The sequence below is a fragment of the Flexivirga caeni genome (assembly GCF_003724155.1).
Classification (GTDB): Bacteria; Actinomycetota; Actinomycetes; order Actinomycetales; family Dermatophilaceae; genus Flexivirga; species Flexivirga caeni.
This window is the reverse complement of record NZ_RJJQ01000023.1, coordinates 1-22,256: the sequence shown is the minus strand read 5'-3', so window position 1 is coordinate 22,256 and position 22,256 is coordinate 1. Positions and strand designations below refer to the sequence as shown.

Annotated in this window: 22 protein-coding genes and 1 pseudogene; 7 read left to right on the top strand and 16 right to left on the bottom strand. The window is 67.7% G+C overall.

Annotated elements, in window-relative coordinates; all coding sequences use genetic code 11:
- Nucleotides 1–21: 21 nt before the first annotated feature.
- The 3 genes from EFY87_RS17980 to EFY87_RS17970 are packed head-to-tail and all read right to left on the bottom strand — an operon-like array spanning nt 22 to nt 1,960.
- Entirely contained in the window at nt 22–483 is a 462-nt protein-coding gene (locus tag EFY87_RS17980) for a RidA family protein (protein WP_123272870.1), read from the bottom strand.
- A gap of 3 nt (nt 484–486) precedes the next feature.
- Entirely contained in the window at nt 487–645 is a 159-nt protein-coding gene (sp36, locus tag EFY87_RS17975; RefSeq protein WP_123272869.1) for a Sp36 family protein, read from the bottom strand.
- Nucleotides 646–676: 31 nt separating this feature from the next.
- Entirely contained in the window at nt 677–1,960 is a 1,284-nt protein-coding gene (locus EFY87_RS17970; RefSeq protein WP_123272868.1) for an NAD(P)/FAD-dependent oxidoreductase, read from the bottom strand.
- Between the two features lie 104 nt (nt 1,961–2,064).
- On the opposite strand from EFY87_RS17970, the gene EFY87_RS17965 reads away from it, so the two are divergent.
- Entirely contained in the window at nt 2,065–2,787 is a 723-nt protein-coding gene (locus tag EFY87_RS17965; RefSeq protein WP_123272867.1) for an alpha/beta hydrolase family protein, read from the top strand.
- Nucleotides 2,788–2,851: 64 nt separating this feature from the next.
- Here EFY87_RS17965 and EFY87_RS17960 read toward each other — a convergent pair whose 3' ends face one another.
- From EFY87_RS17960 to EFY87_RS17940, 5 genes are all read right to left on the bottom strand, one after another.
- Nucleotides 2,852–3,685, bottom strand: coding sequence for an ABC transporter permease (locus EFY87_RS17960; RefSeq protein WP_123272866.1), 834 nt, complete (start codon nt 3,683–3,685; stop codon nt 2,852–2,854).
- Complete coding sequence (locus EFY87_RS17955; RefSeq protein WP_123272865.1) at nt 3,685–4,446, bottom strand: ABC transporter ATP-binding protein; 762 nt, start codon at nt 4,444–4,446, stop codon at nt 3,685–3,687. Before EFY87_RS17955 ends, EFY87_RS17960 begins: the two co-directional genes overlap by 1 nt.
- Nucleotides 4,443–5,255, bottom strand: coding sequence for an alpha/beta hydrolase (locus tag EFY87_RS17950; protein WP_123272864.1), 813 nt, complete (start codon nt 5,253–5,255; stop codon nt 4,443–4,445). Before EFY87_RS17950 ends, EFY87_RS17955 begins: the two co-directional genes overlap by 4 nt.
- A 142-nt stretch (nt 5,256–5,397) precedes the next feature.
- Complete coding sequence (locus tag EFY87_RS17945; RefSeq protein WP_123272863.1) at nt 5,398–6,072, bottom strand: response regulator; 675 nt, start codon at nt 6,070–6,072, stop codon at nt 5,398–5,400.
- Nucleotides 6,069–7,286: a sensor histidine kinase gene (locus tag EFY87_RS17940; RefSeq protein WP_123272862.1), complete on the bottom strand. Its 1,218-nt coding sequence runs from the start codon at nt 7,284–7,286 to the stop codon at nt 6,069–6,071. The genes EFY87_RS17945 and EFY87_RS17940 overlap by 4 nt, the downstream gene beginning before the upstream one ends.
- Nucleotides 7,287–7,399: 113 nt before the next feature.
- Here EFY87_RS17940 and bagA point away from each other — a divergent pair, with 113 nt between their 5' ends.
- A complete protein-coding gene (gene bagA / locus EFY87_RS17935; protein ID WP_123272861.1) occupies nt 7,400–8,401 on the top strand; it encodes an ATPase BagA in 1,002 nt (333 codons plus the stop codon).
- A complete protein-coding gene (gene bagB, locus EFY87_RS17930; RefSeq protein WP_123272860.1) occupies nt 8,398–9,561 on the top strand; it encodes an ArsA family ATPase in 1,164 nt (387 codons plus the stop codon). Before bagA ends, bagB begins: the two co-directional genes overlap by 4 nt.
- Before the next feature lie 8 nt (nt 9,562–9,569).
- Here bagB and EFY87_RS17925 read toward each other — a convergent pair whose 3' ends face one another.
- Nucleotides 9,570–9,884, bottom strand: a complete 315-nt coding sequence (locus tag EFY87_RS17925) for a WhiB family transcriptional regulator (protein WP_123272859.1) — start codon at nt 9,882–9,884, stop codon at nt 9,570–9,572.
- 222 nt (nt 9,885–10,106) lie between these two features.
- On the opposite strand from EFY87_RS17925, the gene EFY87_RS17920 reads away from it, so the two are divergent.
- Entirely contained in the window at nt 10,107–12,431 is a 2,325-nt protein-coding gene (locus EFY87_RS17920; RefSeq protein WP_158607703.1) for a transglycosylase domain-containing protein, read from the top strand.
- 33 nt (nt 12,432–12,464) lie between these two features.
- On the opposite strand, the gene EFY87_RS17915 is transcribed toward EFY87_RS17920, so the two are convergent.
- Complete coding sequence (locus EFY87_RS17915) at nt 12,465–12,917, bottom strand: GatB/YqeY domain-containing protein (RefSeq protein ID WP_123272857.1); 453 nt, start codon at nt 12,915–12,917, stop codon at nt 12,465–12,467.
- A 66-nt stretch (nt 12,918–12,983) separates the two neighbouring features.
- Here EFY87_RS17915 and EFY87_RS17910 point away from each other — a divergent pair, with 66 nt between their 5' ends.
- A complete protein-coding gene (locus EFY87_RS17910) occupies nt 12,984–13,919 on the top strand; it encodes a metallophosphoesterase (RefSeq protein WP_123272856.1) in 936 nt (311 codons plus the stop codon).
- A gap of 233 nt (nt 13,920–14,152) precedes the next feature.
- Here EFY87_RS17910 and EFY87_RS17900 read toward each other — a convergent pair whose 3' ends face one another.
- The 3 genes from EFY87_RS17900 to EFY87_RS17890 are packed head-to-tail and all read right to left on the bottom strand — an operon-like array spanning nt 14,153 to nt 17,501.
- Nucleotides 14,153–15,298 (bottom strand): hypothetical protein, encoded by a 1,146-nt coding sequence (locus tag EFY87_RS17900; RefSeq protein WP_220093701.1) that lies wholly within the window; start codon nt 15,296–15,298, stop codon nt 14,153–14,155.
- Nucleotides 15,295–16,551, bottom strand: coding sequence for an enolase C-terminal domain-like protein (locus EFY87_RS17895; protein ID WP_123272853.1), 1,257 nt, complete (start codon nt 16,549–16,551; stop codon nt 15,295–15,297). The genes EFY87_RS17900 and EFY87_RS17895 overlap by 4 nt, the downstream gene beginning before the upstream one ends.
- Complete coding sequence (locus tag EFY87_RS17890; RefSeq protein WP_123272852.1) at nt 16,548–17,501, bottom strand: 5-dehydro-4-deoxyglucarate dehydratase; 954 nt, start codon at nt 17,499–17,501, stop codon at nt 16,548–16,550. Before EFY87_RS17890 ends, EFY87_RS17895 begins: the two co-directional genes overlap by 4 nt.
- 131 nt (nt 17,502–17,632) lie before the next feature.
- Between EFY87_RS17890 and EFY87_RS17885 the strand changes: the two genes are divergently transcribed.
- The gene (locus tag EFY87_RS17885) at nt 17,633–18,448 is read left to right on the top strand and encodes an NAD-dependent epimerase/dehydratase family protein (RefSeq protein ID WP_123272851.1); all 816 of its coding nucleotides are present in this window, start codon (nt 17,633–17,635) and stop codon (nt 18,446–18,448) included.
- A gap of 80 nt (nt 18,449–18,528) precedes the next feature.
- Here the strand turns inward: EFY87_RS17885 and EFY87_RS17880 are convergent, their stop codons facing one another.
- The 3 genes and pseudogenes from EFY87_RS17880 to EFY87_RS17870 all read right to left on the bottom strand — a co-directional run bounded on the left by EFY87_RS17880 (nt 18,529) and on the right by EFY87_RS17870 (nt 21,037).
- Nucleotides 18,529–19,722, bottom strand: a complete 1,194-nt coding sequence (locus EFY87_RS17880; RefSeq protein ID WP_123272850.1) for an ATP-binding protein — start codon at nt 19,720–19,722, stop codon at nt 18,529–18,531.
- A 41-nt stretch (nt 19,723–19,763) separates the two neighbouring features.
- On the bottom strand, nt 19,764–20,279 hold the full coding sequence (locus tag EFY87_RS20105; RefSeq protein ID WP_148043394.1) for a hypothetical protein: 516 nt from the start codon (nt 20,277–20,279) through the stop codon (nt 19,764–19,766).
- Between the two features lie 169 nt (nt 20,280–20,448).
- Nucleotides 20,449–21,037: pseudogene (locus EFY87_RS17870) on the bottom strand (recombinase family protein).
- A 251-nt stretch (nt 21,038–21,288) separates the two neighbouring features.
- Between EFY87_RS17870 and EFY87_RS17865 the strand changes: the two are divergent.
- Nucleotides 21,289–22,107: a GNAT family N-acetyltransferase gene (locus EFY87_RS17865; protein WP_123272848.1), complete on the top strand. Its 819-nt coding sequence runs from the start codon at nt 21,289–21,291 to the stop codon at nt 22,105–22,107.
- Nucleotides 22,108–22,256 lie beyond the last annotated feature (149 nt).

Genomic DNA, 22,256 nt, shown 5'->3' with positions numbered 1-22,256 from the left:
GTGGTCACGACGGTTGCGGCCTTACCTGACCGAGACGGTGATCTCGACCTCGACCGGCGCGTCGAGCGGCAGCACGGCGACACCGACGGCCGACCGGGCGTGCGCACCGCGCTCGCCGAACGCCTTGCCGAAGAGTTCACTCGCGCCGTTGATGACCGCGGGCTGCCCGGTGAAGGCCGGGTCGCTGGCGACGAAACCGACCACCTTGACCACCTGTGTGACCTGGTCGAGGTCGCCGATGACCGTCTTCACGGCTGCGATCGCATTGAGCGCGCAGATCTCGGCAAGCTTCGCCGCCTCCTCCTGGGTGACCTCGGCGCCGACCTTGCCGGTCGCCTGCAACTGCCCGCCGACGACCGGCAGCTGACCGGAGGTGAAGACGAGATTGCCGTCCCGCAGCGCGGGCACGTATGCCGCGAGGGGCACCGCGACTTCCGGCAACTGCAGACCGAGCTCGGCCAGGCGATCTTCCACTGCGGACATCGGTCAGTGCTCCTTCGGCCGTTTGAGGTAGGCGACCAGGCTGGTGCCGTCGGGGCCGGGAACAACTTGCACGAGCTCCCAGCCGTCGGCTCCCCACTGGTCGAGGATCTGCTTGGTCGCGTGCACGATCAGCGGCACCGTCGCGTATTCCCACGTGGTCATGCGGTCACCCTATTCCCCGTCGAAACGCCACTCATCGGGTCGGGTCGAACGGGACGAGCTCGGCCGGGGTGACACCAGTGACCATCTGCTCGGCGAGCAGCTGGCCGGAGAGCGGGCCGAGGGTGATGCCCCACATGCCGTGTCCGCCGTTGGCGAAGACCCGCGGCACCCGGGTCGGGCCGATCAGCGGCAGGCCGTCGACACTGACCGGACGACCGCCGACCCAGGTGTCCTGGCGGTCCTCCCAGTCGACGCCGGACAGCAGGGGCCGGCCGTTCTTCACGATCGCGTCGACCCGCTCGACGTGCAGCGGCTCCTCCGTGCCGGCGAACTCCATGGTGCCGCCGACACGCAGCCGGTCGCCGATGGGCGTGCAGGCGATCCGCTCGAACGGGAAGTAGACCGGGCACGGCACCGGCCGGTTCGCCGGGTCGGTGACGGCCACCGAGAAGCTGTAGCCGCGACCCGCGCGCACCGCGGTCTTCACGCCGCAGACCCTGGCCAGCTCGGGCAGCCAGGCACCGGTTGCGATGACGACGGCATCGCCGGAAATCGGCTCACCACTAACCATTTCGACGGTCACACCGCCGGGCCCGTGCCGCAGCGCACGCGCATTGGAGCCGATCACCATGCGGCCGCCGCGCTCGGCAACAGCTGTCGCGAGCGCGTCGACATACTCGCCGGGGTTGATGAACCGCTGCCCGCCGAGCCGGATCGCCTTCTCGACGTCCGGGCTGACGATCGGCAGCTCGGCGCGCAGGGTGGCGTTGTCGATCTCGGTCGCCTCCAGCTCCAGACCGGCCGCGCGGATGAGTTCGACCTCGTGCTCGAGACCGACCGCGTCCTGCGCCCGGCGGAAAGCGGCCATGATCGGCGCCTCGTGGGAGGTCGCCTGGACGCCGTGGTCCTCCAGGAACTGGTATGCCGCAATGGCCTGGCGGTTGACCGGGACGAACTTGTCCATCGTCCGCTTCCACTGCCCCGGCGTGCAGCGGCGCGCGAAGCCGAGCAGGAAGGAGGCCAGCTTGGGGTCCGGCTTCATCGGGATGTAGAGCGGGGAGTCGGGGTCGAGCAGTGCCTTGAGCCCGTACTTGATCACCGACGGGTCGGACAGCGGCACGCACAGGCCCGGCGAGACCCAGCCGGCGTTGCCCCACGAGCTGCCGGCAGCCACCCCGGAGCGCTCCACCACGGTCACCTCGACGCCGCGCTCCTGCAGGTGCCAGGCGGTCGACAGGCCGACCATGCCGGCGCCGATGACGATGACGTGCGGGGTGCCCTGGCCCTTGGCGGGCCGCAGGGGTTCGAGCACCATTGACAAACCTCTTTCCGGATGGTTCACAACCTTCGGTCGGACGGTAGCAATATTTCGGTTTCGAACGTTAACTGGATCACCTTCGCCCGGTAACCTCAATCTTCGTGTCCGTGCTCTCGATGGTCGCTCCGCCTCCGGATCGCACGACGTCATACGGTCCGGACGACGATCAGGTGTATGATGTGCGCCTGCCCGCCGCAGCATCGCGCGACGCGACCGTCATCGTCATACATGGTGGCTTCTGGCGGCCCTCGTATGACCGCGGACATGCTGGACCGCAATCAACTGCGTTGGCAGCACACGGTTTTCACGTCGCGACGATCGAATACCGTCGCATTCCCGGCGACTGGCCGGCGATGGCGGCAGACGTGCTGGCCGCCATCCACGCGGTGGCGTCGGACCCTGCGTTGCCGGACGACATCGTGCTGCTCGGCCACTCCGCGGGCGGGCACCTGGCGGCCTGGTCGGCCCACCAGGGAGTGCCGGTGATAGGGTTCGTTTCACTCGCCGGATGCCTAGATCTACACATGACGCGTGATCTGGGCCTGGGCGGCGACGCGGCGGCTGAGCTCATGGGTGCGGCCTCCGAAACCGTATGGCGCGCCGCGGACCCGGCGATGCTCGGACGCCCGCCGGTGCGAGCCAGCCTGGTGCATGGTGACGCCGACGACCGGGTGCCAGTGGAGGTCTCTGAGAGTTACCAGGCAGCCGTCGGCGCCGGAGTGCCGCTGCAGGTACTGGCCGGCTGTGCGCACTTCGAGCTGATCGATCCGCGGTCCGCATACTTCACGCACACGGTCACCGGGGTGGGCGGGCTGCTTTCCTGACGAGCGCCGGCGCATTGTGCCGGCATCCGCGCTCGTCCGGCGAGCGCGAACAGGATTGCGGGGTTCATCGCGCAATCCTCCGCAGCCGAACGAGCCCCAGCGGCATACTGACGGCGATGATCGCCACCGGCCACGCGACGGCGAGCGCGGGCGCCTGCTCGGCGACCCACGAGGTAGTGGGAGCCGACGGGTTGCCGAAGAGCCGCCGCGTGGTAATCACGGTGGCGGACAACGGGTTCCAGCGAGCGACCCCGGCGAGCCCGTCCGGCATGAGGTCGGTCGGTATGACGGTGTCGGCCACCATCGCCAGCGGGAATAGCAGGGCAAAGTACTTCATCGCCGCCTCCGGACCGCTGACCAGCAAACCGAGCAGGATGCCGACCCAGGAGAAGGCCAGTCGCAGCAGCGCCAGCAGGCCGAACGCCGCGAGCAGCGCGCCGACCCCGCCATGCCAGTGCCAGCCGAGGAGCGTGCCAAACCCCATCACGATGGCGAGTTCGACTGCGGCAGTGAGCAAATCGGCCACCGAGCGTCCGGCCAGCACCGCCGCGGGCGACATGGGAAGCGATCGCATCCGATCGAGCACACCGCCGCGTATGTCGGAGGCGACGGAGATGGTGGTGTTGCCGATCCCGAAGGCCATGGTGAGAGCGAAGAGCCCCGGCAGCAGGAACTCGCGGTACTCGTCACCGGGCAGCGTCATCGCCGCGCCCAGCGCGTTGCCGAAGACGAACCCGAACATCAAAACTGCCATCACCGGGATCAGCAGCGTGCCGAGCAACTCGTCCGGGCGGTGGAAGAGGCGCATGACGTGCCGTCGTGCAACCACCCAGGTGTCGGCGGCGAACCACGCCAATCGTGCTGGCAGCGGCTGTAATTCGGCAGAGATGGCGGTCATCACGCCACCCCCACGAGCATCGGCCGGCCAGTGAGGTGCAGGAAGGCGTCGTCGAGGTTGCCCCCGACACGCGCCTTCAACTCTGCGGGTGAACCCTCCGCGACGATCCGGCCGTGGTCCAGCACGGAGATGCGTGAGCAGAGCCGGTCGGCCTCCTCGAGGTACTGCGTGGTCAGCAGCACCGTCGTGCCGGAGCCGGCCAGCTCGCGGACCGCGTCCCAGACGTCGTTGCGGCTGCGCGGGTCGAGCCCGGTGCTGGGCTCGTCGAGGAAGAGCACCCGAGCGCTGCGGATCAGGCTCACCGCAAGATCGAGTCGCCGGCGCATGCCGCCGGAGTAGTGCCGTACCGGCCGGTCGGCGGCAGCCACCAGGTCGAAGCGCTCCAGCAATTTGTCGGCGCGAGCTCTCGCAACGCGCGCCCGCAGATGGTGCAGCCGACCGAACATCTGCAGGTTCTGCCTTCCGGTCAGGATCTCGTCGACGGCCGCGTATTGCCCTGCCACTCCGATGCGTTCACGCACACCGGCGGGATCACGCGCCACGTCGCGGCCGGTGACCATCGCGCGACCGGAGTCGAGGCGCTGCAGCGTGGACAGGATGCGCACGGCGGTCGTCTTGCCGGCTCCGTTCGGACCGAGCAGTCCGTGGATCGTGCCGGGCTCGACTACCAGATCGAGTCCGTCGAGCACCTGACCACGGCGTGGGTAGCTCTTTCGGACGTCCTCGCACAGGATCGCCGGCAGACCACTCTGCGGGTTCATGCCTGCACCGCCACGAAAGCCGTTGCATCTGCGGTGTTCTCGATCGGCGCAGCGGACGGGACGGCCGTACCTGCGGGCGTCACGTCGTCATACCGACCCACCGCGATGCGGGCGATGTTGCGCAACGATTCGCTGCCCTCGGTGTAGTAGCCGCAGTGGCCGGTGATGTCACCGGTGCCGAACCGCGTCGCCCGCATGGCAGGATGCAGTGGTGGGCGGCCCAGCCCGAGCCGGCCGATCCGGCCGTGCGGGAAGAAGCGGATCCAGTCCGACTCGGTCTGCGCGGCCCACAGTCGAGTGGCGACGCCGAGTTGGTCGCGGTGTTGGACGCCCATGCCGGCGCTACCGACCGCGACGCAGTCGTCGACCCGCGCGGTAGGGAGCGCGAGGCCGCAGACCGCGCTGCCGTAGCTGTGCCCGATCAGCGTCAGGTGCGCGGAACGCGGCAGGTAGTGGGTCAGGCGGGCCAGGTCGTCGGCTCCTTCGCGGGCGTAACTGTTGGAGAATGCCGACGCCATACCGGCCGGGGTCCGGTAACCGACCCAGACGACCACGGCGACCCGCTCGTCGGAAGCCAGGGCCGTCATCATGCGCAGCACCTGCTCGCCGCGGGCCCGCGGACTGACCGGGCCCCGGTCGGTGAAGTAGTTGCCCAGGTGGTGACCGTTGCCGGGGACGACGATCGCGATGTGGTCGGCGAGCGCCACGTCACCGAATGCCTCGACGACGCGTACGCCGCCCGGCGGGTCGCAGGCTAGCAGGGTGTGCTCGTCGACGTCGCGCAGGCGGTAATGGAGTGTCGGTGTCATGACAACCCCCTCGTGCTTCGGGTGTCGTCATTTCCCTGTGTCTTTTGTCGTTCACTGCGTTGGGTCATACCCGGAAAGGTAGGAAGGAGGTTTTCACCCCCACATCACCCGGCGGAGCCATTTGCCGGCCCCTACCCGGGTATCACTCCCCCGGCGTCACGAGTCCCGACTCGTAGGCGAACACCACGGCCTGCGCACGGTCGCGCAGGTCGAGCTTGGTGAAGACGCGACTGACGTGGGTCTTCACCGTCTGTTCAGCGACGAAGAGCGCCTGCGCGATCTCGGCGTTGGAGCTGCCGCGGGCGACCAGGCTGAGCACCTCGGTCTCCCGTTCGGTCAGCGCGTTCAGCCGCAGCGCGAGTTTCCCTCGGCCGACCGACGGGCTCCGGCGGGCGAAGTCGGCGATCAACCGGCGAGTCACCGACGGCGCGAGCAGCGCGTCCCCTGCGGCGATCACGTGGACCGCCGCGATGAGGTCCGCCGGCGGAGCGTCCTTGAGCAGGAACCCGCTGGCGCCGGCCCGCAGCGCCTCGTAGACGTAGTCGTCGACATCGAAGGTGGTCAGCATCAGCACCTTCGTCCGGTCCGCCACCGCGGGTGCGGCCAGGATCCGCCGGGTCGCCCCCAGCCCGTCCAGCTTCGGCATACGGACATCCATCAGCACGACGTCGGGATGCGTCCGCATGGCCAACGCGACGCCCTCCTCCCCGTCGGAGGCCTGCCCGACCACCTCGATGCCTTCCTGAGCAGCCAGCAGGGCGGCGAAGCCGGCGCGCACCATGGCCTGGTCGTCGACGATGATTACGCGCGTCGTCACATGAAATCCTTTGCCGCCAATGGGAGTTGGGCTGCCACCCGGAAGCCGCCGTCGGGCAGCGGCCCAACCTCCAGGGTGCCACCGACGAGGCGGATCCGCTCGCGCATGCCGACCAGACCCTGACCTGTCCCGCCCTCCTCAAGTGGCGCCTCGGGGAGCTGCAGGGACGGTTCGTTCGCCACCAGGACGAGCAGGTGCTCATCGTTCGCCGACACTTTCACCTGTGTCGCCGCGCCCGGCGCGTGCCGCACGATGTTGGCGAGCGCCTCCTGAACGATGCGGTATGCCGACAGGCCGACCGCCTCCGGCACGACCGTGTCGCAGGTGGCGAACTCGACCAGCACACCGGCCCGGCCTGTCGCCTCCACGAGTTGACCGATGTCGGCCAGACCCGGCTGCGGCGCGAGCTCGCCGTCGGCATCCTCGTTGCGCAGCACCCCGAGCAACCGCCGCATCTCGCCGAGCGAAGCGCGTGCGGTCCTCGCGATGGAGCTGAACTCCTCCTGTGCCTCCGGCGACAGCCCGCCCAGCCGGTAGGTGACGGTGTCGGCCTGCACGGTGATCATCGACATGTGGTGCGCCACCACGTCGTGCAACTCGCGGGCGATCCGGGCACGCTCCTCCAACAGCGTCCGGCGGCTGCGCTCGGCCTCGCTGATCGTCTCCTGTTCGGCGAGGCGACGTTGTGCGTCATACCGCTCGCGGAGCGCGGCACCCAGGATTAGCGCAACCGCGCTGAGCACGATGACGACCGCCACCGTGTTGCTGGTGCTGTCCGGCGCCAACGAGGTGAGGCACACACCGGAGACGATGGTGGCGGCCCAGAGCAGCACCAGCGTGCGGCGCGACTCGCGCAGGCCGACGGCCAGACAGAGCAGGGTGAGTCCGACGATCTCCATCGCAGGGAACGGCCAGGCATACCCGGCGGTGTCGGCCGTCAGCAGGGCGAGCGCACCCACGACGTCAGCGGCGAAGACGACGCACCATGCCTGCAGCGGACGGATCACGGCATACAGCAACGGCACCGTCTGTAGGACGGCGAGCGCGCCGGCGATCCCGGCGTTGAGTCCGTAGTCGGCGTTCAGCACGCCGAGGGTGACCGGCATGAGGGTGATGAAGTAGAGGAATGCGACGGCCCACGGCAACGCTCGCACCCACCAACGGGACGCCTCGCCGAGCAGAGCGTCCGGGCGTCGGGGCACGACTGACGACATACGTGCAGCGTAGGTGAGCAGGTCCGGGCCGACGTCCCGCTGGAGTACATCTGCGCGGTCACTCCCGGGTATGACGCCGCAGGCTCGCGAGGGAGCCCCGCTACCGTGATCGCATGAGCAGCGGTGACTGGGACGGCGTCCGCCTGCACGTCGTCACGGGCAAGGGCGGCACCGGCAAGACGACCATCGCGGCGGCGCTCGCCATGTCGCTCGCGACGCACGGCAAGCGGGTGTTGCTGGCCGAGGTCGAGGGCCGGCAGGGCATCAGCGGCGTCTTCGACGTGCCCCGCCTCGGCGAGGACGAGGTGCAGGTCGCGACCGGGCCGGGCGGCGGACAGGTGATGGGCCTGTCGGTCGACCCGAAGGCCGCGCTGCTCGAATACCTGCAGATGTTCTACAAACTCGGCATGGCGGGCGGCATGCTCGAGCGCTTCGGAGTGATCGACTTCGCGACGACCGTGGCACCAGGCCTGCGTGACGTGCTGCTGATCGGCAAGGTCTACGAGGCGGTGCGCCGCCGTCCGAGCCGGCGCGGCACCCGCAGCGCCCAGCTGTATGACGCGGTGGTGCTCGACGCGCCGCCGACCGGACGGGTCGGGCAGTTCCTCGGGGTGAACCATGCGATGGCCGGCCTGGCGAAGATGGGGCCGGTGAAGAACCAGGCCGACGCGATCACCGCACTGCTCCAATCCGCCCAGACCGCAGTGCATTTGGTGACGCTGCTGGAGGAGATGCCGGTGCAGGAGACCGTCGAGGCAGCCGCTGAGTTGCGGGCTCTCTCGCTGCCCCTGGGCGCGGTGGTGATCAATCAGGAGGTCACTCCCCCGGTCGGCGACGGCACGCTCGCCCAGCTGGCGGCGACCGACTTCGACGACGCTCCGCTCGCCGCGGATCTCGCGGCGGTCGGCCTGCGCGTCGGGCCGCGGATGCTGGCCGGTCTCGCGCAGACCGGCCGGGACCTCACCCAGCGCCTGGCGCTGCAGGACCGCGAACGCGACGCCCTCGCGGGGCTGGGACTGCCGACGGTGCACCTGCCGCTCGTGCCGGGCGGCATGGACGCCGGCGGACTGCTGGAACTCGCGGATGCCGTTGCTGCGCAAGGAGTTTTCGGATGACCCCGCCGACCCTGGACATCGACGTGTTGTTGCGAGACCGCTCGGTGCGCACCATCGTGTGCTGCGGATCGGGCGGGGTAGGCAAGACGACGACTGCGGCCGCGATCGCCATCCGGGCGGCGGAGCAGGGGCGCACTGTCGCGGTGCTGACCATCGACCCGGCCAGGCGGCTCGCGCAGGCGCTCGGCCTGGAGCACCTGGACAACGAGCCGGCGCCGGTCGACTCGATCGACTCCTCCGCCGGCGGGTCGCTCGACGCGATGATGCTCGACATGAAACGAACCTTCGACGAGTTGGTGCTGCGGCACTCGACCCCGGACAAGGCCCAGCAGATCCTGGAAAACCCCTTCTACCAGGCAGTTTCGAGCTCATTCGCCGGCACACAGGAATACATGGCGATGGAGCGGCTCGGGCAGTTGCACGCGGAGCTCGCCGGCGGCGCCGCCCGCTGGGACCTCATCGTGGTCGACACCCCACCGTCGCGTTCGGCGCTGGACTTCCTCGACGCACCCGGACGGCTCGGGTCGTTCCTGGACGGCAAGTTCATCCGGCTGCTGATGTCACCGGCCAAGGCCGGCGGCCGCGCCTACCTGAAGGTCATGTCGGTCGGCGTGCACACGATGACCGCCGTCATGTCCAAGGTGCTCGGCGGCCAGCTGCTGCGGGATGCGCAGACTTTCGTGGCCGCACTCGACTCGATGTTCGGGGGTTTCCGGGAGCGCGCGGATCACACCTACGCGCTGCTCAGCGACGCGTCGACCGCCTTCGTCGTGGTGGCGACGCCCGAGCGGGACGCGCTGCGGGAGGCGTCCTTCTTCGCCGGCCGGCTGGCGTCGGAGGGTATGCCGCTGGCCGGTCTGGTCGTCAACCGCGTCGAGCGCACCCGGCTGCCGTCACTGCGCGAAGGCCGGGCCGAAGCGGCCGCCGAAGAGGCCGACGGACTGCCAGAGCGCACCGGCACGTCGTGGCAGCCGACGGACACGGCAGCGCTGCTGCGCCTGCACGCCGAGCATGCGGCACAGGCGGTGCGGCACGAGGCTGCGATCGGGCGGTTCACAGCATCGCACCCGACGATCCCCCAAGTGCTGGTGGCGGCCGCTGCCGAGGACGTCAACGACGTCGGGCAACTACGCGAGATCGGTGCGCAGCTGGCGGAGTAGCCCGGGAGTCAGCTGGCGGATTTGGCCTCGTCAGCGCGGGCGGTGCGGAAGAGCTGCTCCCAGGAGCGGACATCCGGGCGCCGACGCAACAACGCCCGTCGCTCGCGCTCCGTCATACCGCCCCAGACGCCGTACTCGGTGTGATTGTCCAGCGCGTCCGCGAGACACTCGGCGACGACGGGACACCGCTGACAGATGACCTTGGCCGACTGCTGGGCAGCGCCCTTGGCGAAGAGTTCGTCCGGTGATGCTCCGCTGCGGCACATCGCGCGCGCATGCCAGTTCTCGTCCCAGGTCGCCTTGTCAGGCAGTACAGCAGTCATATTCTCTTTCGGCCTTCCCCGCCCAGCTTGGATTGTGACGTCCTCGCCCCCCGCACGTTCTCTGGTCGCCACGGTATTGACCGTTCGGGCCGACCGCCAGATCCTCGGGGAACTATTTCCAAATAGTCCTTCCGCACTATACGTGCGCGGCGCGCGATTCGTCTATGATGTCGGGCCGCCGAAATGCCGCTGCTGACAGACTCTGCGGTTACCCTGGCCGGCATGCGTGTTGCGACCCGTCTCGGCACCGTGCTCAGCCTCATCGGAGCCCTGATCGCCACCGCGGTGGCCATGGGACTGATCGCGGCCTGCTTGGCGCTGCCCGCGCTCGGTGCCGCGGGCCAGGCGACCAACGGCAGCATCAAGATCTTCAACGACATGCCGGGCTCGTTCGCCATGAACCCGCTGGCGCAGCAGTCGAAGATCCTGGCCGCCGACGGTTCGGTGCTCGCGACGCCGTTCAGCCAGAACCGCATCGTCGTGCCCTACGACAAGATCTCGCAGAACATGAAGAACGCGCAGGTCGCCATTGAGGACGAGCGCTTCTTCGAGCATGGCGCCATCGACCCCCGGGGCCTGACGCGGGCGATCGTGTCCAACATCTTCAGCAACGGCACGCAGGGCGCGTCGACGCTGACCCAGCAGTACGTCAAGATCGCGCTGCAGAACCAGGCGCTGAACGCGGGCAACACCAAGGGCGCGCAGGAAGCGGTTAGCCGCACGGGCATGGAGGGCTACGTCCGCAAGTTGCAGCAACTCAAGTACGCCGTGACGATGGAGCAGAAGTACACCAAGCCCCAGATCCTCGACGGCTACCTCAACCTGGTGCCGTATGGCGGCAATATCTACGGCGTCGAAGCGGCCGCGCTGAGCTATTTCGGCGTGCACGCCTCCCAGCTGAACCTGCAGCAGTCCGCGATGATGGCGGGCATCGTCAACGAGCCGGGCGTGCTCAACCCGTTCATGAACCCCAAGGGTGTGCTCGCGCGCCGCAACGTCGTGCTGGGGAAGATGTACCAGCAGAAGATGATCTCCCGGAAGCAGCTGATCGCGGCGCAGAACTCCCCGCTCGGCCTGCACCCGACCGAGGCCTCGTCGAACTCTTGCGCCAACTCGAAATACCCCTACTTCTGCTACTACGTGATCAGCTGGCTGGAGACGCAGCCGGCGCTCGGCAAGAGCCCGAGGGAGCGGCTGGCGACCCTGCAGAGCGGCGGCCTGACGATCAAGACCAGCTTCAGTCCCAAGCTCGCCGACGTCATCAACAAGCAGATTCGCGCCAAGGTGCCGCAAGGCAACAGCGCGGACGTGCAGTCCGCGGGTGTCATCGTGCAGCCGGGCACCGGGCTGGTGCTGGCCAGCGGGCAGAACACCACCTACTCCAACACCGGCGGCGACTTCAACACCGCAGTCAACTTCAACATCCCCGGCTCGCTGGGCGGCGGCAGCGCCGGGTTCCAGATCGGCTCCACCCAGAAGCTCTTCGCGGTGATCACGGCGCTGGAACACGGCTACACACCGGACTCGCTGCTGACCGTGCCGCCATACGACGCGATGTCCCCGGGCAGCACCAGCCGGACCTACGACGCGCACGCATTCACCCACCAGGACTTCCCGGGCGCGTGCGGTCTCGGCCAGGGCGAGGACTGGAACCTGCCGAACGACGTTCCCGAGCCGGCCGCAGGTTCCAAGATGACCCTGTCGGACGCCACGGCGCAGTCGATCAACACCATTTTCGCGAGCCTGGTCAGCAAGCTCGGGGCGTGCAATGTGCTGAAGACCACGACCAAGCTCGGTGTTCGCATGGGCAACGGCAGCACGATCGAGGCCGTGCCGTCCTCGATCGTGCTCGGCACCTCCGATGTCGCTCCGGTGGATGTCGCAAACGCCTACGCGACGATCGCCTCCGGCGGCATCTACTGCCCGCCCCGCCCGGTCGTGTCCATTACCGACGGCAACGGCAAGCAGCTGAAGCTGGCTGGCACGGCTTGCAAGCGCGTCCTGACGAAGAAGGTCGCCGCCGAGACCACGCAGGTGCTTGAGTCGGTGCTGACCAACCCGGCAGGCACCACGAACGGCGACGTATTGCTTGATGGCGGTCGTCGTCCGGCGGCCGGCAAGACCGGCACCAACGACAACGCGGCCAATATCTGGTTCGCCGGCTATACCCCGCAGATGGCGACTGCGGTCTGGGTCGGCCATGAGAAGAACACCGCGCCGATGAAGAACATCACGCTCGCCGGCACCTTTTACAAGGGCTACGTCTTCGGTGGCCAGCTGGCGGCGCCGATCTGGGAAGGCATCATGAACGCGGCGCTCGAAGGGCAGCCGATCAAGTACTTCATGCTGCCCGACGGCACGACACCTACGACCGCTCCGTCGACCACGTCGTCAAGCTCGAGTTCGAGCTACACCTATGTGCCGCCGTCCACGACCGCTCCACCCTCGTCGACGAGCAGTTCAGTGCCTACCCACGAGCCGACCACGACCCACTCGCCTCCACCGGGGCGCACCCACACCGGACCGCCGAAGCACCACGTCGGCTGACCACTGCGGTCAAGCGTCGGGTGGCTGCCGCTGTCAGCTCTGCAGCGCCTGCTTCACGGCGGCCGCGACCCGGCCGCCGTCGGCGCGGCCGGCGACCTTCGGCTGGACGGCCTTCATGACCTGACCCATGCCGGTCATGCCCTGCGCCCCGGTCTCCGAGATCGCGGCGGCGACGAGCGACGTCAGTTCCGCGTCGTCCAGTTGCGTGGGGAGGTATTCCTCCAGGACCGCGAGCTCGGCCCGCTCGGTGGCGGCGAGTTCGGTGCGACCGGCCCCGTCATACGCCTCGGCCGCCTCGCGGCGCTTCTTGGCCTCCTTGGCGATGACCTGCTGCACCTCGTCGTCGGTAAGTTCCCTGGCTTCCTTGCCGGCGACCTCCGCGTTGGTGATGGCCGCGATCGTCATCCGCAGCGTGCCGGTCCGCACCGTGTCGCGGGCGCGCATCGCGGCGGTCATGTCCTCGCGCAGGCTCTGCTTGCTCGTCATACGCACCAGTGTCGCACTGCGACCCGGGCGGACTCCCGCGGATTTCCGATCGCATAATTGACACCGATGCATCCCCTTACCAAGTCCTCCGTGGCCGTGGCCGGTCTCGGCCTCGGAACGCTCGCGTGGGCGTCCCTGGCCGAACGCCACCTCTACACGCTGCGCCGCTTCGACCTGCCGGTGCTGACGCCTGGATCGCGGCCGCTGCGGGTGCTGCACCTGACCGACCTGCACCTGGTGCCTCGGCAGGAGCGTCGCATCGAGTGGGTGCGCGGCCTTGCTGCACTCGAGCCGGATTTCGTCATCAACACGGGTGACAACTGCTCCGACCCGGACGCGGTGCCGGCCGTCCTGCGCGCGATGGAACCGCTGTTGGAGTTTCCCGGCGCGTTCGTGCTCGGGTCCAACGACTTCTACGCACCCAGGGTGCGCAACCCGCTGAAGTATGTCGGCGGCAGCACTCGCCAGCATGTCGACCGGCTCGGCAAGCCGTCGCTGCCCGTGCAGGACCTCATCGACGGTTTCACTGGCGGCGGCTGGACCGACCTGGACAACGTGCGCACCAAGCTCGAGATCCGACAGGTCCCCGTCGAATTCGTCGGCACGGGTGACCCGCACATCGACTTCGACGACTACCCGTCGGTCGCCGGACGCGCCGCCACCGACGTCGCGGCGACGATCGGGGTGGTGCACGCGCCATACGTTCGCGTGCTGGACCCGATGGTTGCGGACGGTGCCGGGCTGATCCTGGCCGGGCACACCCACGGCGGCCAGGTCTGCGTGCCCGGGTATGGCGCCCTGACCACCAACTGCGACCTGGACAATGCTCGGGCCAAAGGGGTTTCGCGGTGGTGGCCGGGCGCGTCCGGTCACCCGGACAACGACGCGCCCGCCGACGCAGCCTGGCTCGAGGTCTCGGCCGGCCTGGGGCACAACAAGTACAACCCGGTGCGGCTCGCCTGCCGCCCGGAGGCCACGCTGCTCACCCTCGTCGGCCGGTGACCCCGCACCGATCTCGCCGACCGGGGTACTTATGCATCGACCGGGGTACTTCCGCCACAGGAAATCCGGCTCCGTTCTACCCCGTTCGGCACGGAAGTACCCCGCTCGGTGAGGAAGCGGTCGGTGTCGTGCACGACTTCTGGTTCACCGAACCGCAGCTGTGGCAGCGGGTCTGCACCGAAGCGTGCCGCCGAGTGACGCAGGTGCACGTGCGTCACTCGATGGCGATTGCGTCAGTCGGCGGAGTGGGCTGCCGTCGCGGCGGCCTGCAGGTGCGGCCATCGGGCCGGACCGGCCAGGCCGAGGTGATAGAGGTGCAGCTCATCCGCGCCAGCTGCCGCCAATCGCGCGGCATCAGAAGGCAATTCGGGTCGCGGAGTCGCCGCGACGCCTGTCACGTAGGCGCCCACGGAGACGTTCGCGGGAAGCTGCGCGCGAGCCTCGCGAACGGTGCGTTCCGAGGTGTCGATCGGCGTCCAGCAGGGTGTCACGACTGCGTCAACGTCCTGGCCCGTTGCCGGAGTCAGACCCGGCAGCGCTCCGGTCGCCCACGGATCGGGTGACGCATGCACGGTGACGTGTCCCTCCCCCAGTCCCTCCTGTATGGCGCGCCGCAGCTCGTCGGTGGCGGCATGCCGTCCGGCGAGGATCCGCGTGGCCAGGTCACCGGGCAGCAGCTCTTCGGGCGTGGCGCTGGAGCTTTCTCCGCCGGCGATAAGGCGGAACACAGTGCCGCGCAATGCCATACGAACCTCATCGGGATCTGCCGACCATCGGACCGCACAGTGCTCGCAGCAACATACGGACAGCAGTCGAGCGACAGCCGGGGACCAGGCACCGTCGGTCTTTTCGTGCTGGCACTGGTGCACGGCTCCCATCTGTCCGGCGGCTTCGAGCACGGTGCCGGCAAGATTCAGACCTCTGGTCGCTTCGGTCGCCAGCGTCGCGCAATAGCGGATCGTCTCCGGATTGCTCGGGCACAGCGCCCACGGATACTGCTCACCGAGGCAATTCATCACGGAGAGTTCAGGATTCGCCACACCGAGAAACGAGTTGTGCGTGAGCACGATCCAGCCCAGCGCCGGAATGTCCGCGGCATTCAGCACGGCGACCGCATCGGCGCCTGGGTCCTCACTCGGCAACCAGGACGCTGCTGCCGGTCGCAACGAACCCCACCCGGCGTCGCGCACCGGGCGATAGAGCGCAGCTGTCGGCGCGAGCACCGTGCTGGTCTCCCGGGACCACGGCGTGGCCGCCCGCGTGCTGTGATAACTGAGCGCGACGGCGACCGCATCGACACCGAGTTCCCTTGCTCTGTCGACGAATCCAGGCGCCACTACATCCCAGGGGTAGGCGTATCCCACGACGCGCATGGTCACCAGCGCTTGATGTTCGCGGTGAAGCTGGGAACGTATTGCCGCATGTAGGTCACGTCATCGCGTGCGGTCTGACCGCACGCGGCATACCGCTCGTGCGCCAGTGCCAGTTCGTCCTCATCGAGCACGACACCCAGGCCGGGACCCGTCGGCACGCCCACCGAGCCGTTCTCGAACGTCAGCACGCCCGGCTCGATGATGTCCTGCGTCTTCCACGGCCAGTGCGTGTCGCACGCGTAGGTGAGCTGACGCGTCGCGGCCGCGACGTGCACCATCGCGGCCAGGCTGATACCGAGGTGGCTATTGGAGTGCATCGAGAGGCCGATCCCGAAGGTGTCGCACAGCGTGCCCAGTGCGCTGGTGTCGCGCAGCCCGCCCCAGAAGTGGTGGTCGGAGAGGATGACGCCGACGGCGCGTTCGCGGACGGCCGGTGCGATATCGGCGAAGCTGACGACACACATGTTGGTGGCCAACGGCATTCGCGCCTCGCGCGCGACCTGCGCCATACCCTCGATGCCGGGGGTGGGGTCTTCGAGGTATTCGAGGACGCCGCCCAGCCGGCGAGCCACCTCGATCGAGGTCGGCACCGTCCATCCGGTGTTCGGGTCGATGCGCAGCGGGTGCTCGGGGAATGCGTCGGCGAGAGCCTCAATGGTCGCGCACTCGACGTCCGGCGCGAACACGCCGCCCTTGAGTTTGATGGAGCCGAAACCGAATTGGCCGATCATCCGCCGCGCTTGCTCGACGATCTGCTCGGGCGTGACCGCCTCGCCCCAGTCGTCGGTGCGGCCGTTCTGGTGCGCGGCGTACTTGTAGAAGAGGTATGCCGAGAAGTCGACTCGGTCACGCGCCTTCCCGCCGAGCAGGTCGACCACGGGCACGCCGAGGGCCTTTCCCTGGGCGTCCATTGCAGCGACTTCGATGATCGAATACACCGACGCGAGAGTCTTGTTCGCGGAGAAGCCGCCGATCAGGCCGTGCGCGTCGGTGATGACGGCGTGACCCAGCGAGCGCGCGACGGAGTCCCGCAGCGCGGGCAGGTCGAAGGCGTCCAGACCCGGCAGAGCGGCCAGCGCCTTGCCGAGTTGCTCCAGGAAGGGCGCATCGCCATACGACTCGCCAAGGCCGACGATGCCGTCCTCGCACTGCAGTCGCAGCACACTGCGCAGGGCGTAGGGCTCATGCACGCCCATGACGTTGAGCAGCGGCGGGTCGTCGAACGCGACCGGCGTCAGCTGCGCACCCAGGATCTTCATCGTGCAGCCAACTCCTGCATCGCGCCGTCACCGGCGGCCAGGATCGCCGCAAGCCGTTCCACCTGTATGGCGTCCGGCATCACCAGCGGCGGCCGGACCGCGCCCATCGGGTGGCCGCGCAACGCGGCGCCTGCCTTCACCAATGACACTGCAAATCCTGGGCATTCATCGCGCAATGCGACCAGCGGCAGGTAGAAGCGGGCCAGCAAGAGGTCGACCGCGTCCTCGTCGCCACCCAGTAACGCGTCATGGAAGGCCTGGGCGAGCTCCGGAGCGAAGCAGTGCACCGCGGAGGAGTAGCGAGCCACGTCGATCGCGGCGTACGCGCGAGCAGACATCTCCGCGGTCGGTAGCCCGTTGAAGAAGAGGAAGTCCTGCGCCCGCGGGTGACCGCTGGAACGCACGGCAGTGACGATGCGGCTCATCAGCTCGATCGAGCCGTAGCCGTCCTTGATGCCGATCACTGCGGGCACATCCAGCAGGTCTGTTGCGGCTGCGGGAGACAGGACTGCGGTGGCGCGGTGGTAAACGACCGTCTGCAGCGCGCCGGTGCCGGTCACGTAGCGAACGTAGTCGCCGATGCCGCGCTCGGGTCCGGTCACCAGGTAGGGCGGAAGGAGCAGCGCGCCGTCGACATACGAGTCGGCTGCGGCCCGGTATGCCGCCCGCGCTTGCCCGGCACCGCCGCCCGCGCCGACCCACACCGGCACTCGCCCGTCCACTACCTCGACGGCGCGGCGCCACAGTGCGCGCTGCTCCTCGAACGTCAGCGAGCTCAACTCGCCGGTGCCGCAGGCGATGAACACGGCCGATGCCCCGGCTGCAACCTGCCGCTCAATGCCAGCTGCGGTGCCCTCCAGGTCGAGTTCGAGTTCGCTGTCGAACGCGGTCAGCGGGAACGCCAGCACTCCGGTCAGTTGCCCGGCTGTTTCGGCAGGTGGTGCGGCCATGTCCTCATCCTTTCGCGGACGGCGGCTCGCCCGTTCGTCCCGTTACGTGAATTATGTTCTTACGCCTGACCGAGCATCAATGCCGGGCGACCTGCAGCTGGCTGACGAGTGCGCGCGAAAGGACCAAACGCATGCCGGACGAACGACTTCTCATCACCGGCGCCGGCGGGATGGTCGCTGGCCTGGTGCGGGAGCGGATGAGGCGGCGCGGTCGCGTGGTGCGGCTCGTCGACATCAAGCCGCTGGAGACGCCTGCCGGGGACGGCGAGGAGTCGCTGACCGGAGACGTGACCGATCGGGCGCTGATGGCGCGGGCCTGTGAGGGGGTGGACACGGTCATTCACCTGGGCGGCCTCAGTCGCGAAAGCTCTTGGGAACAAACGTCGCTGGTGAACATCACCGGCACGCAAGTCGTCCTCCAGGCGGCGCAGGAGGCGGGCGTACGGCGGGTGGTGCTGGCGTCGAGCAACCACGCGGTGGGCTTCCGGCGCGTCGACGAGGCCGGCGCCGACGGCATACCGGCGGACACCACCACCCGGCCGGACACGTTCTACGGCGTGAGCAAGGCCGCGATCGAAGCACTCGGCAGCCTCTACCACTCGCGGTTCGGCATGGATGTCATCGTCATCAGGATCGGCTCCTGCTTCCCCGACCCGTTGCCGCTCGGCCCGCGCGGCCTTGGCACCTGGCTGTCCCCGGACGACGCCGCGCGTCTTTTCGAGGCCTGCCTCTCGGCGGAAAGCCCCGGTTACCAGGTGATCTGGGGTGTCTCGGACAATACGCGCCGGATCTACTCGCTCACCGAAGCTCGCGCCCTCGGATACGAACCGCAGGACAACGCCGAGGTATATGCCGATCGGCTCGCCGATGTTCCTGAGTCGCCCGGTTCGGAGTATGTCGGGGGCGGTTTCACCACCGCGCTGCTCGGGATCTACAACCCGCCCTGAGGCCCAGCCACGCGCCGCCGCTACGCGTCCCGAACGCGCGGCCTTCGAATGACGTCAGCAAAGTGGAGCCGTGGTCGACATCAGGATGGCACCTCGAAGGTCGGCAAGATGCGCTTCATGTACTGATCGAAGCGGGGAACTGTGAAGGCTGCGTACCCGTGCTCAGGTGTGTAGAGAAGTCCCATGCTGATCAGTTCAGCGCGGAATGGCGCAACCTGACTCGACTGACGTCCCAACAGGGCGGCGACGTCCTGGGCTTTCTGTGGCTCGCCACCGAGTTCGGCCATCGCACGAAGGTACTGCCGCTGCCGATTTGTGCATCGGTCAATTCGGACCCGGAAGAAAGATCCGTCGAGCTTCGACACGTAGAGTCCCTGACAGTGGTCGATGTCGACTGGGGTGATCTCGCTCCCCGACGCGGATGCCCAGGCGGCGGATCCCAACTCCTGCAAGAAATAGGGGTACCGTCCGGTGATTGTCAACGCCCTATGGAGTGCTTCGTCAGTGAATGCCACCCCCTCGGCCTCGGCTGGCTCGGCCAGCGCACGCCTGGCGGCTTGCTCGGTGAGGTTTCCTATGCCGGGAAACTTGAAGAGCCGTTCCGCATATGACTTCGCGTCTCCAGCGAGTTCGGCTATCTGCGGGAGACCTGCTCCAACCAGAGTCACGGGAAGTCGGCGTTGGACGAGTTTGTGGAGCGCCATGATGATGGCTTCGAGCTGCTGGCGGTTCAGAAACTGCACCTCGTCAAAGAGCAGAACGACGCCACGGGACCGATCCTGAGCCGCCTCGCCGACGGCCACGAAGAGATCGGTGAGGTCGAGATCCAGGCGCCCATGATCGGCAAATCCTTCCGCTGCTTCGATGTCGAGCCCAGCCGACACGACGCCCGTCGAGTCAACGCTTACGGTGAATGACTTGAGGACCGACATCGCGTGCCGAAGCTTCGCGGTCCACTCGGATCGCGGTGAGAGCTCGAACATCGCCGTACGCAACTTGCTCGCCAGGGAGGTGCGAAACCCCAGCTCGTCATGCTTGCTCACCTCGACTTCGACCACGACCCAGTCTGCGGACAGCGCCTTCTCGCGGAATTCGCCCAGAAGCACGGTCTTCCCAACGCCGCGCAGCCCCGTGATGATCATCGACTGCTCACTGCGCCGGCGCTCCAAGCGAGCGAGGAGCAGATCGAACGATTGCAACTGATCGTCCCGTCCGACGAGCGCCGCTGGAGGGGCTCCGGCGTTCGGGGTGTAGGGGTTTCGGATGGGATCCATCCGCAGATGTTAGCAAAGTTAGGAAGATTTAAGGCGATCTCCTAAACCTTCCTAACTTTGCTAACCGTCGCAACAACGCAGGCCTGCTCGGCATCAGCCACGGCAGCGCCAAGGGCTCCGCCTCCCGCGGGCTGGCCAACGCTCCGCGCCAACCTGTCCTCCAAGGAGTGCCTGTCATGACCACCGATGTCGACTCTAAGGTCGATCCGGCGTTCTTGTCCGGTGAGGGTGGCGCCGGACAGGTCGAGTTGGCCGGTGATGTGCGCCCCGGACAGGCGGATGGGGTGGTTGGCGGTCAGGTGTGGGAGGCGGAGGGATGTGCGGATCGTGCATTCGTCCAGGTTGAGTGGTCCGGTCAGGTGTGCGCCGTAGATGTTGAGGCCGCGGGGGTCGGGTCGAAGGTCAGGGTCGAGCAGGACCTGGCGGAGGTGGTCGGGGTCGAGTTCCCGGGCCTCCTGCGGAGAGTTGCGTAGATCGAGTGGTGTGCCACTGACCCAGTGATGTTGAAGGTCCTTGATCGTGATCCCGGTGGTCTCGCCGGGTTCAGCAGTGGTCATGGGTCGAGTGTGGCGGCTCCGGCGTCTACGGCGCCTTCGTTTCCGGTTGAGTCGGCCCGTTAACGGATCATTTCGGCCACCGCATGGCTGCTGGTGGGTTGAGCCGCCTGTAATTCCTGGCCGTTGTGATCGCCCATCTGGAAGGGGGAATTTCGGCCAGGGGTTCCGGTCAGCCGGAGGTGTCGCCCGTGTCGGGTTCTGCGCGTCGGACGGCTCGGTAGACGGTGGAGCGGCCGACGTTGAAGAGGTCGGCTAGTTCGGCCGAGGTGTGGTGGCCGGCGCGCCAGAGCTCGACGAGGTGGGCTTCTTGGGCTGGTTTGAGCTTGGGCTGCTTACCCCGGAGTCGGCCCTTGGCCTTGGCGACCTTCATCCCTTCGCGGGTGCGCATCCGGATCAGGTCGGATTCGAACTCGGCGATCATGGCGAGCACGTTGAACAGCAGTCGACCAACGGGGTCGGTGGGGTCGTGTACGGATCCGCCGATGTTGAGTTTGACCTCGGCGGCGGTGAGTTCTTCCACGATGTTGCGGGGCGTCGGTCAGGGACCGGGCGAGGCGGTCGAGCTTGGTGACCGCGAGGGTGTCGCCGGCGTGGCACGCGGCAAGAGCTTCGCGCAGGCCAGGTCGGACACGGTTTGTTCCGGTGAGGCCGTGGTCGACGTATATCCGTTGGGGGTCCACCCCCATGGCGGTCAGCGCGTTGCGCTGCGCGGTGAGGTCCTGGCCGTCAGTGGAACAGCGGGCGTATCCGATCAGCATCTTCGCCACGACCACTGACTGTACCGTTTGAGCACGCTCGACCGGGCATTAAACCGGGCGGGTCTTACGGGATTCATATGACCGAGGAATCCCGCGAAGTCGAGCCGGTCGCCGCCCCTGCTCAGGGTGTCCCGCTGAGGGAACCTCTATCGCGACTACGCCGAGTAATACAGCGATTGGCGCATGTTCTACTGCCAGATCGTCGTCGCAACCTGCGATTTTAGGTCTTCGGTGCGTATTACACTCGAAGGATGGCCTCCTGGACGTCAGCGCAAGTGCTCGCCGCGTCGGAGGCCGTTGACCGGGCATGGCTACCGCCGAACATCGACGCTGTGCAGACTGATGACTACCTGGTGATCTGCCGCCCGACGCACTTGACGTCGACAACGTCGGGCCGGGTTCATGCGTGGATTACGTCAGACCGACCCTTTGCTGAGGTACGCACCGAGGTTGAGCGCTTCGCCCGCGCCCGCGGTACCCACGACGTGTGGTGGCGGGCGGAGCGACGGGCCGAACCGGATGCCACCGAGTCCCTGCGCTCCGCCGGCGCAACCGTGGTGTTGACCGAGTTGGTAATGGCGCGGCCTCTCACTGAAGTCGACACGCACGACCAGCAGAACTGCGGCACCCCACCTGGGGTGTCGACGAATGTCGTGGCCAGCAAAGAGGAATTCACGGCACTGGCCAGATTAGAGGCCGAGGGGTGGGGCCGGCCCGCACCCACGTCCGACACCATGACTCAGGACTGGGCCACTTTGCGCGCTGGTCTGGAGTCGTCTTCGGAGTTCGCGATGTTGGCGACTGTCGAGGGCTCGCCAGCCGCTGTGGCTCGCTGCGCAGTGTTTGGCTCGGTCGTGCGGCTGTTCGGGGCAGTGACCATTCCAGCGTTCCGCAGGCGCGGCCTTTACCGTTCACTGGTGACTGCTCGCTGCGAACTCGGTCACGCCAAGGGGGCGACGATGGCGCTGACCAAGGCCCGACAGGAGACCTCAGCTCCCATCCTCGAAGGGATGGGATTCCGCTCATACGCCTTCGAACGCTGCTGGAGACTTCAGTTCGGAGAAGGCTGATCAGCTTGCCCATACGACGATCGCCAAACGAGAACTATTAACTGGGGCGGCTCGGCTGACGGCGGCCACGAAAAAATTCCCGGGGGCGGTCAGGTAGCTGCCCGGTAGCGGTCATGAGAAGTGCCCGCTGGCGGTCATGGGATCTGCCC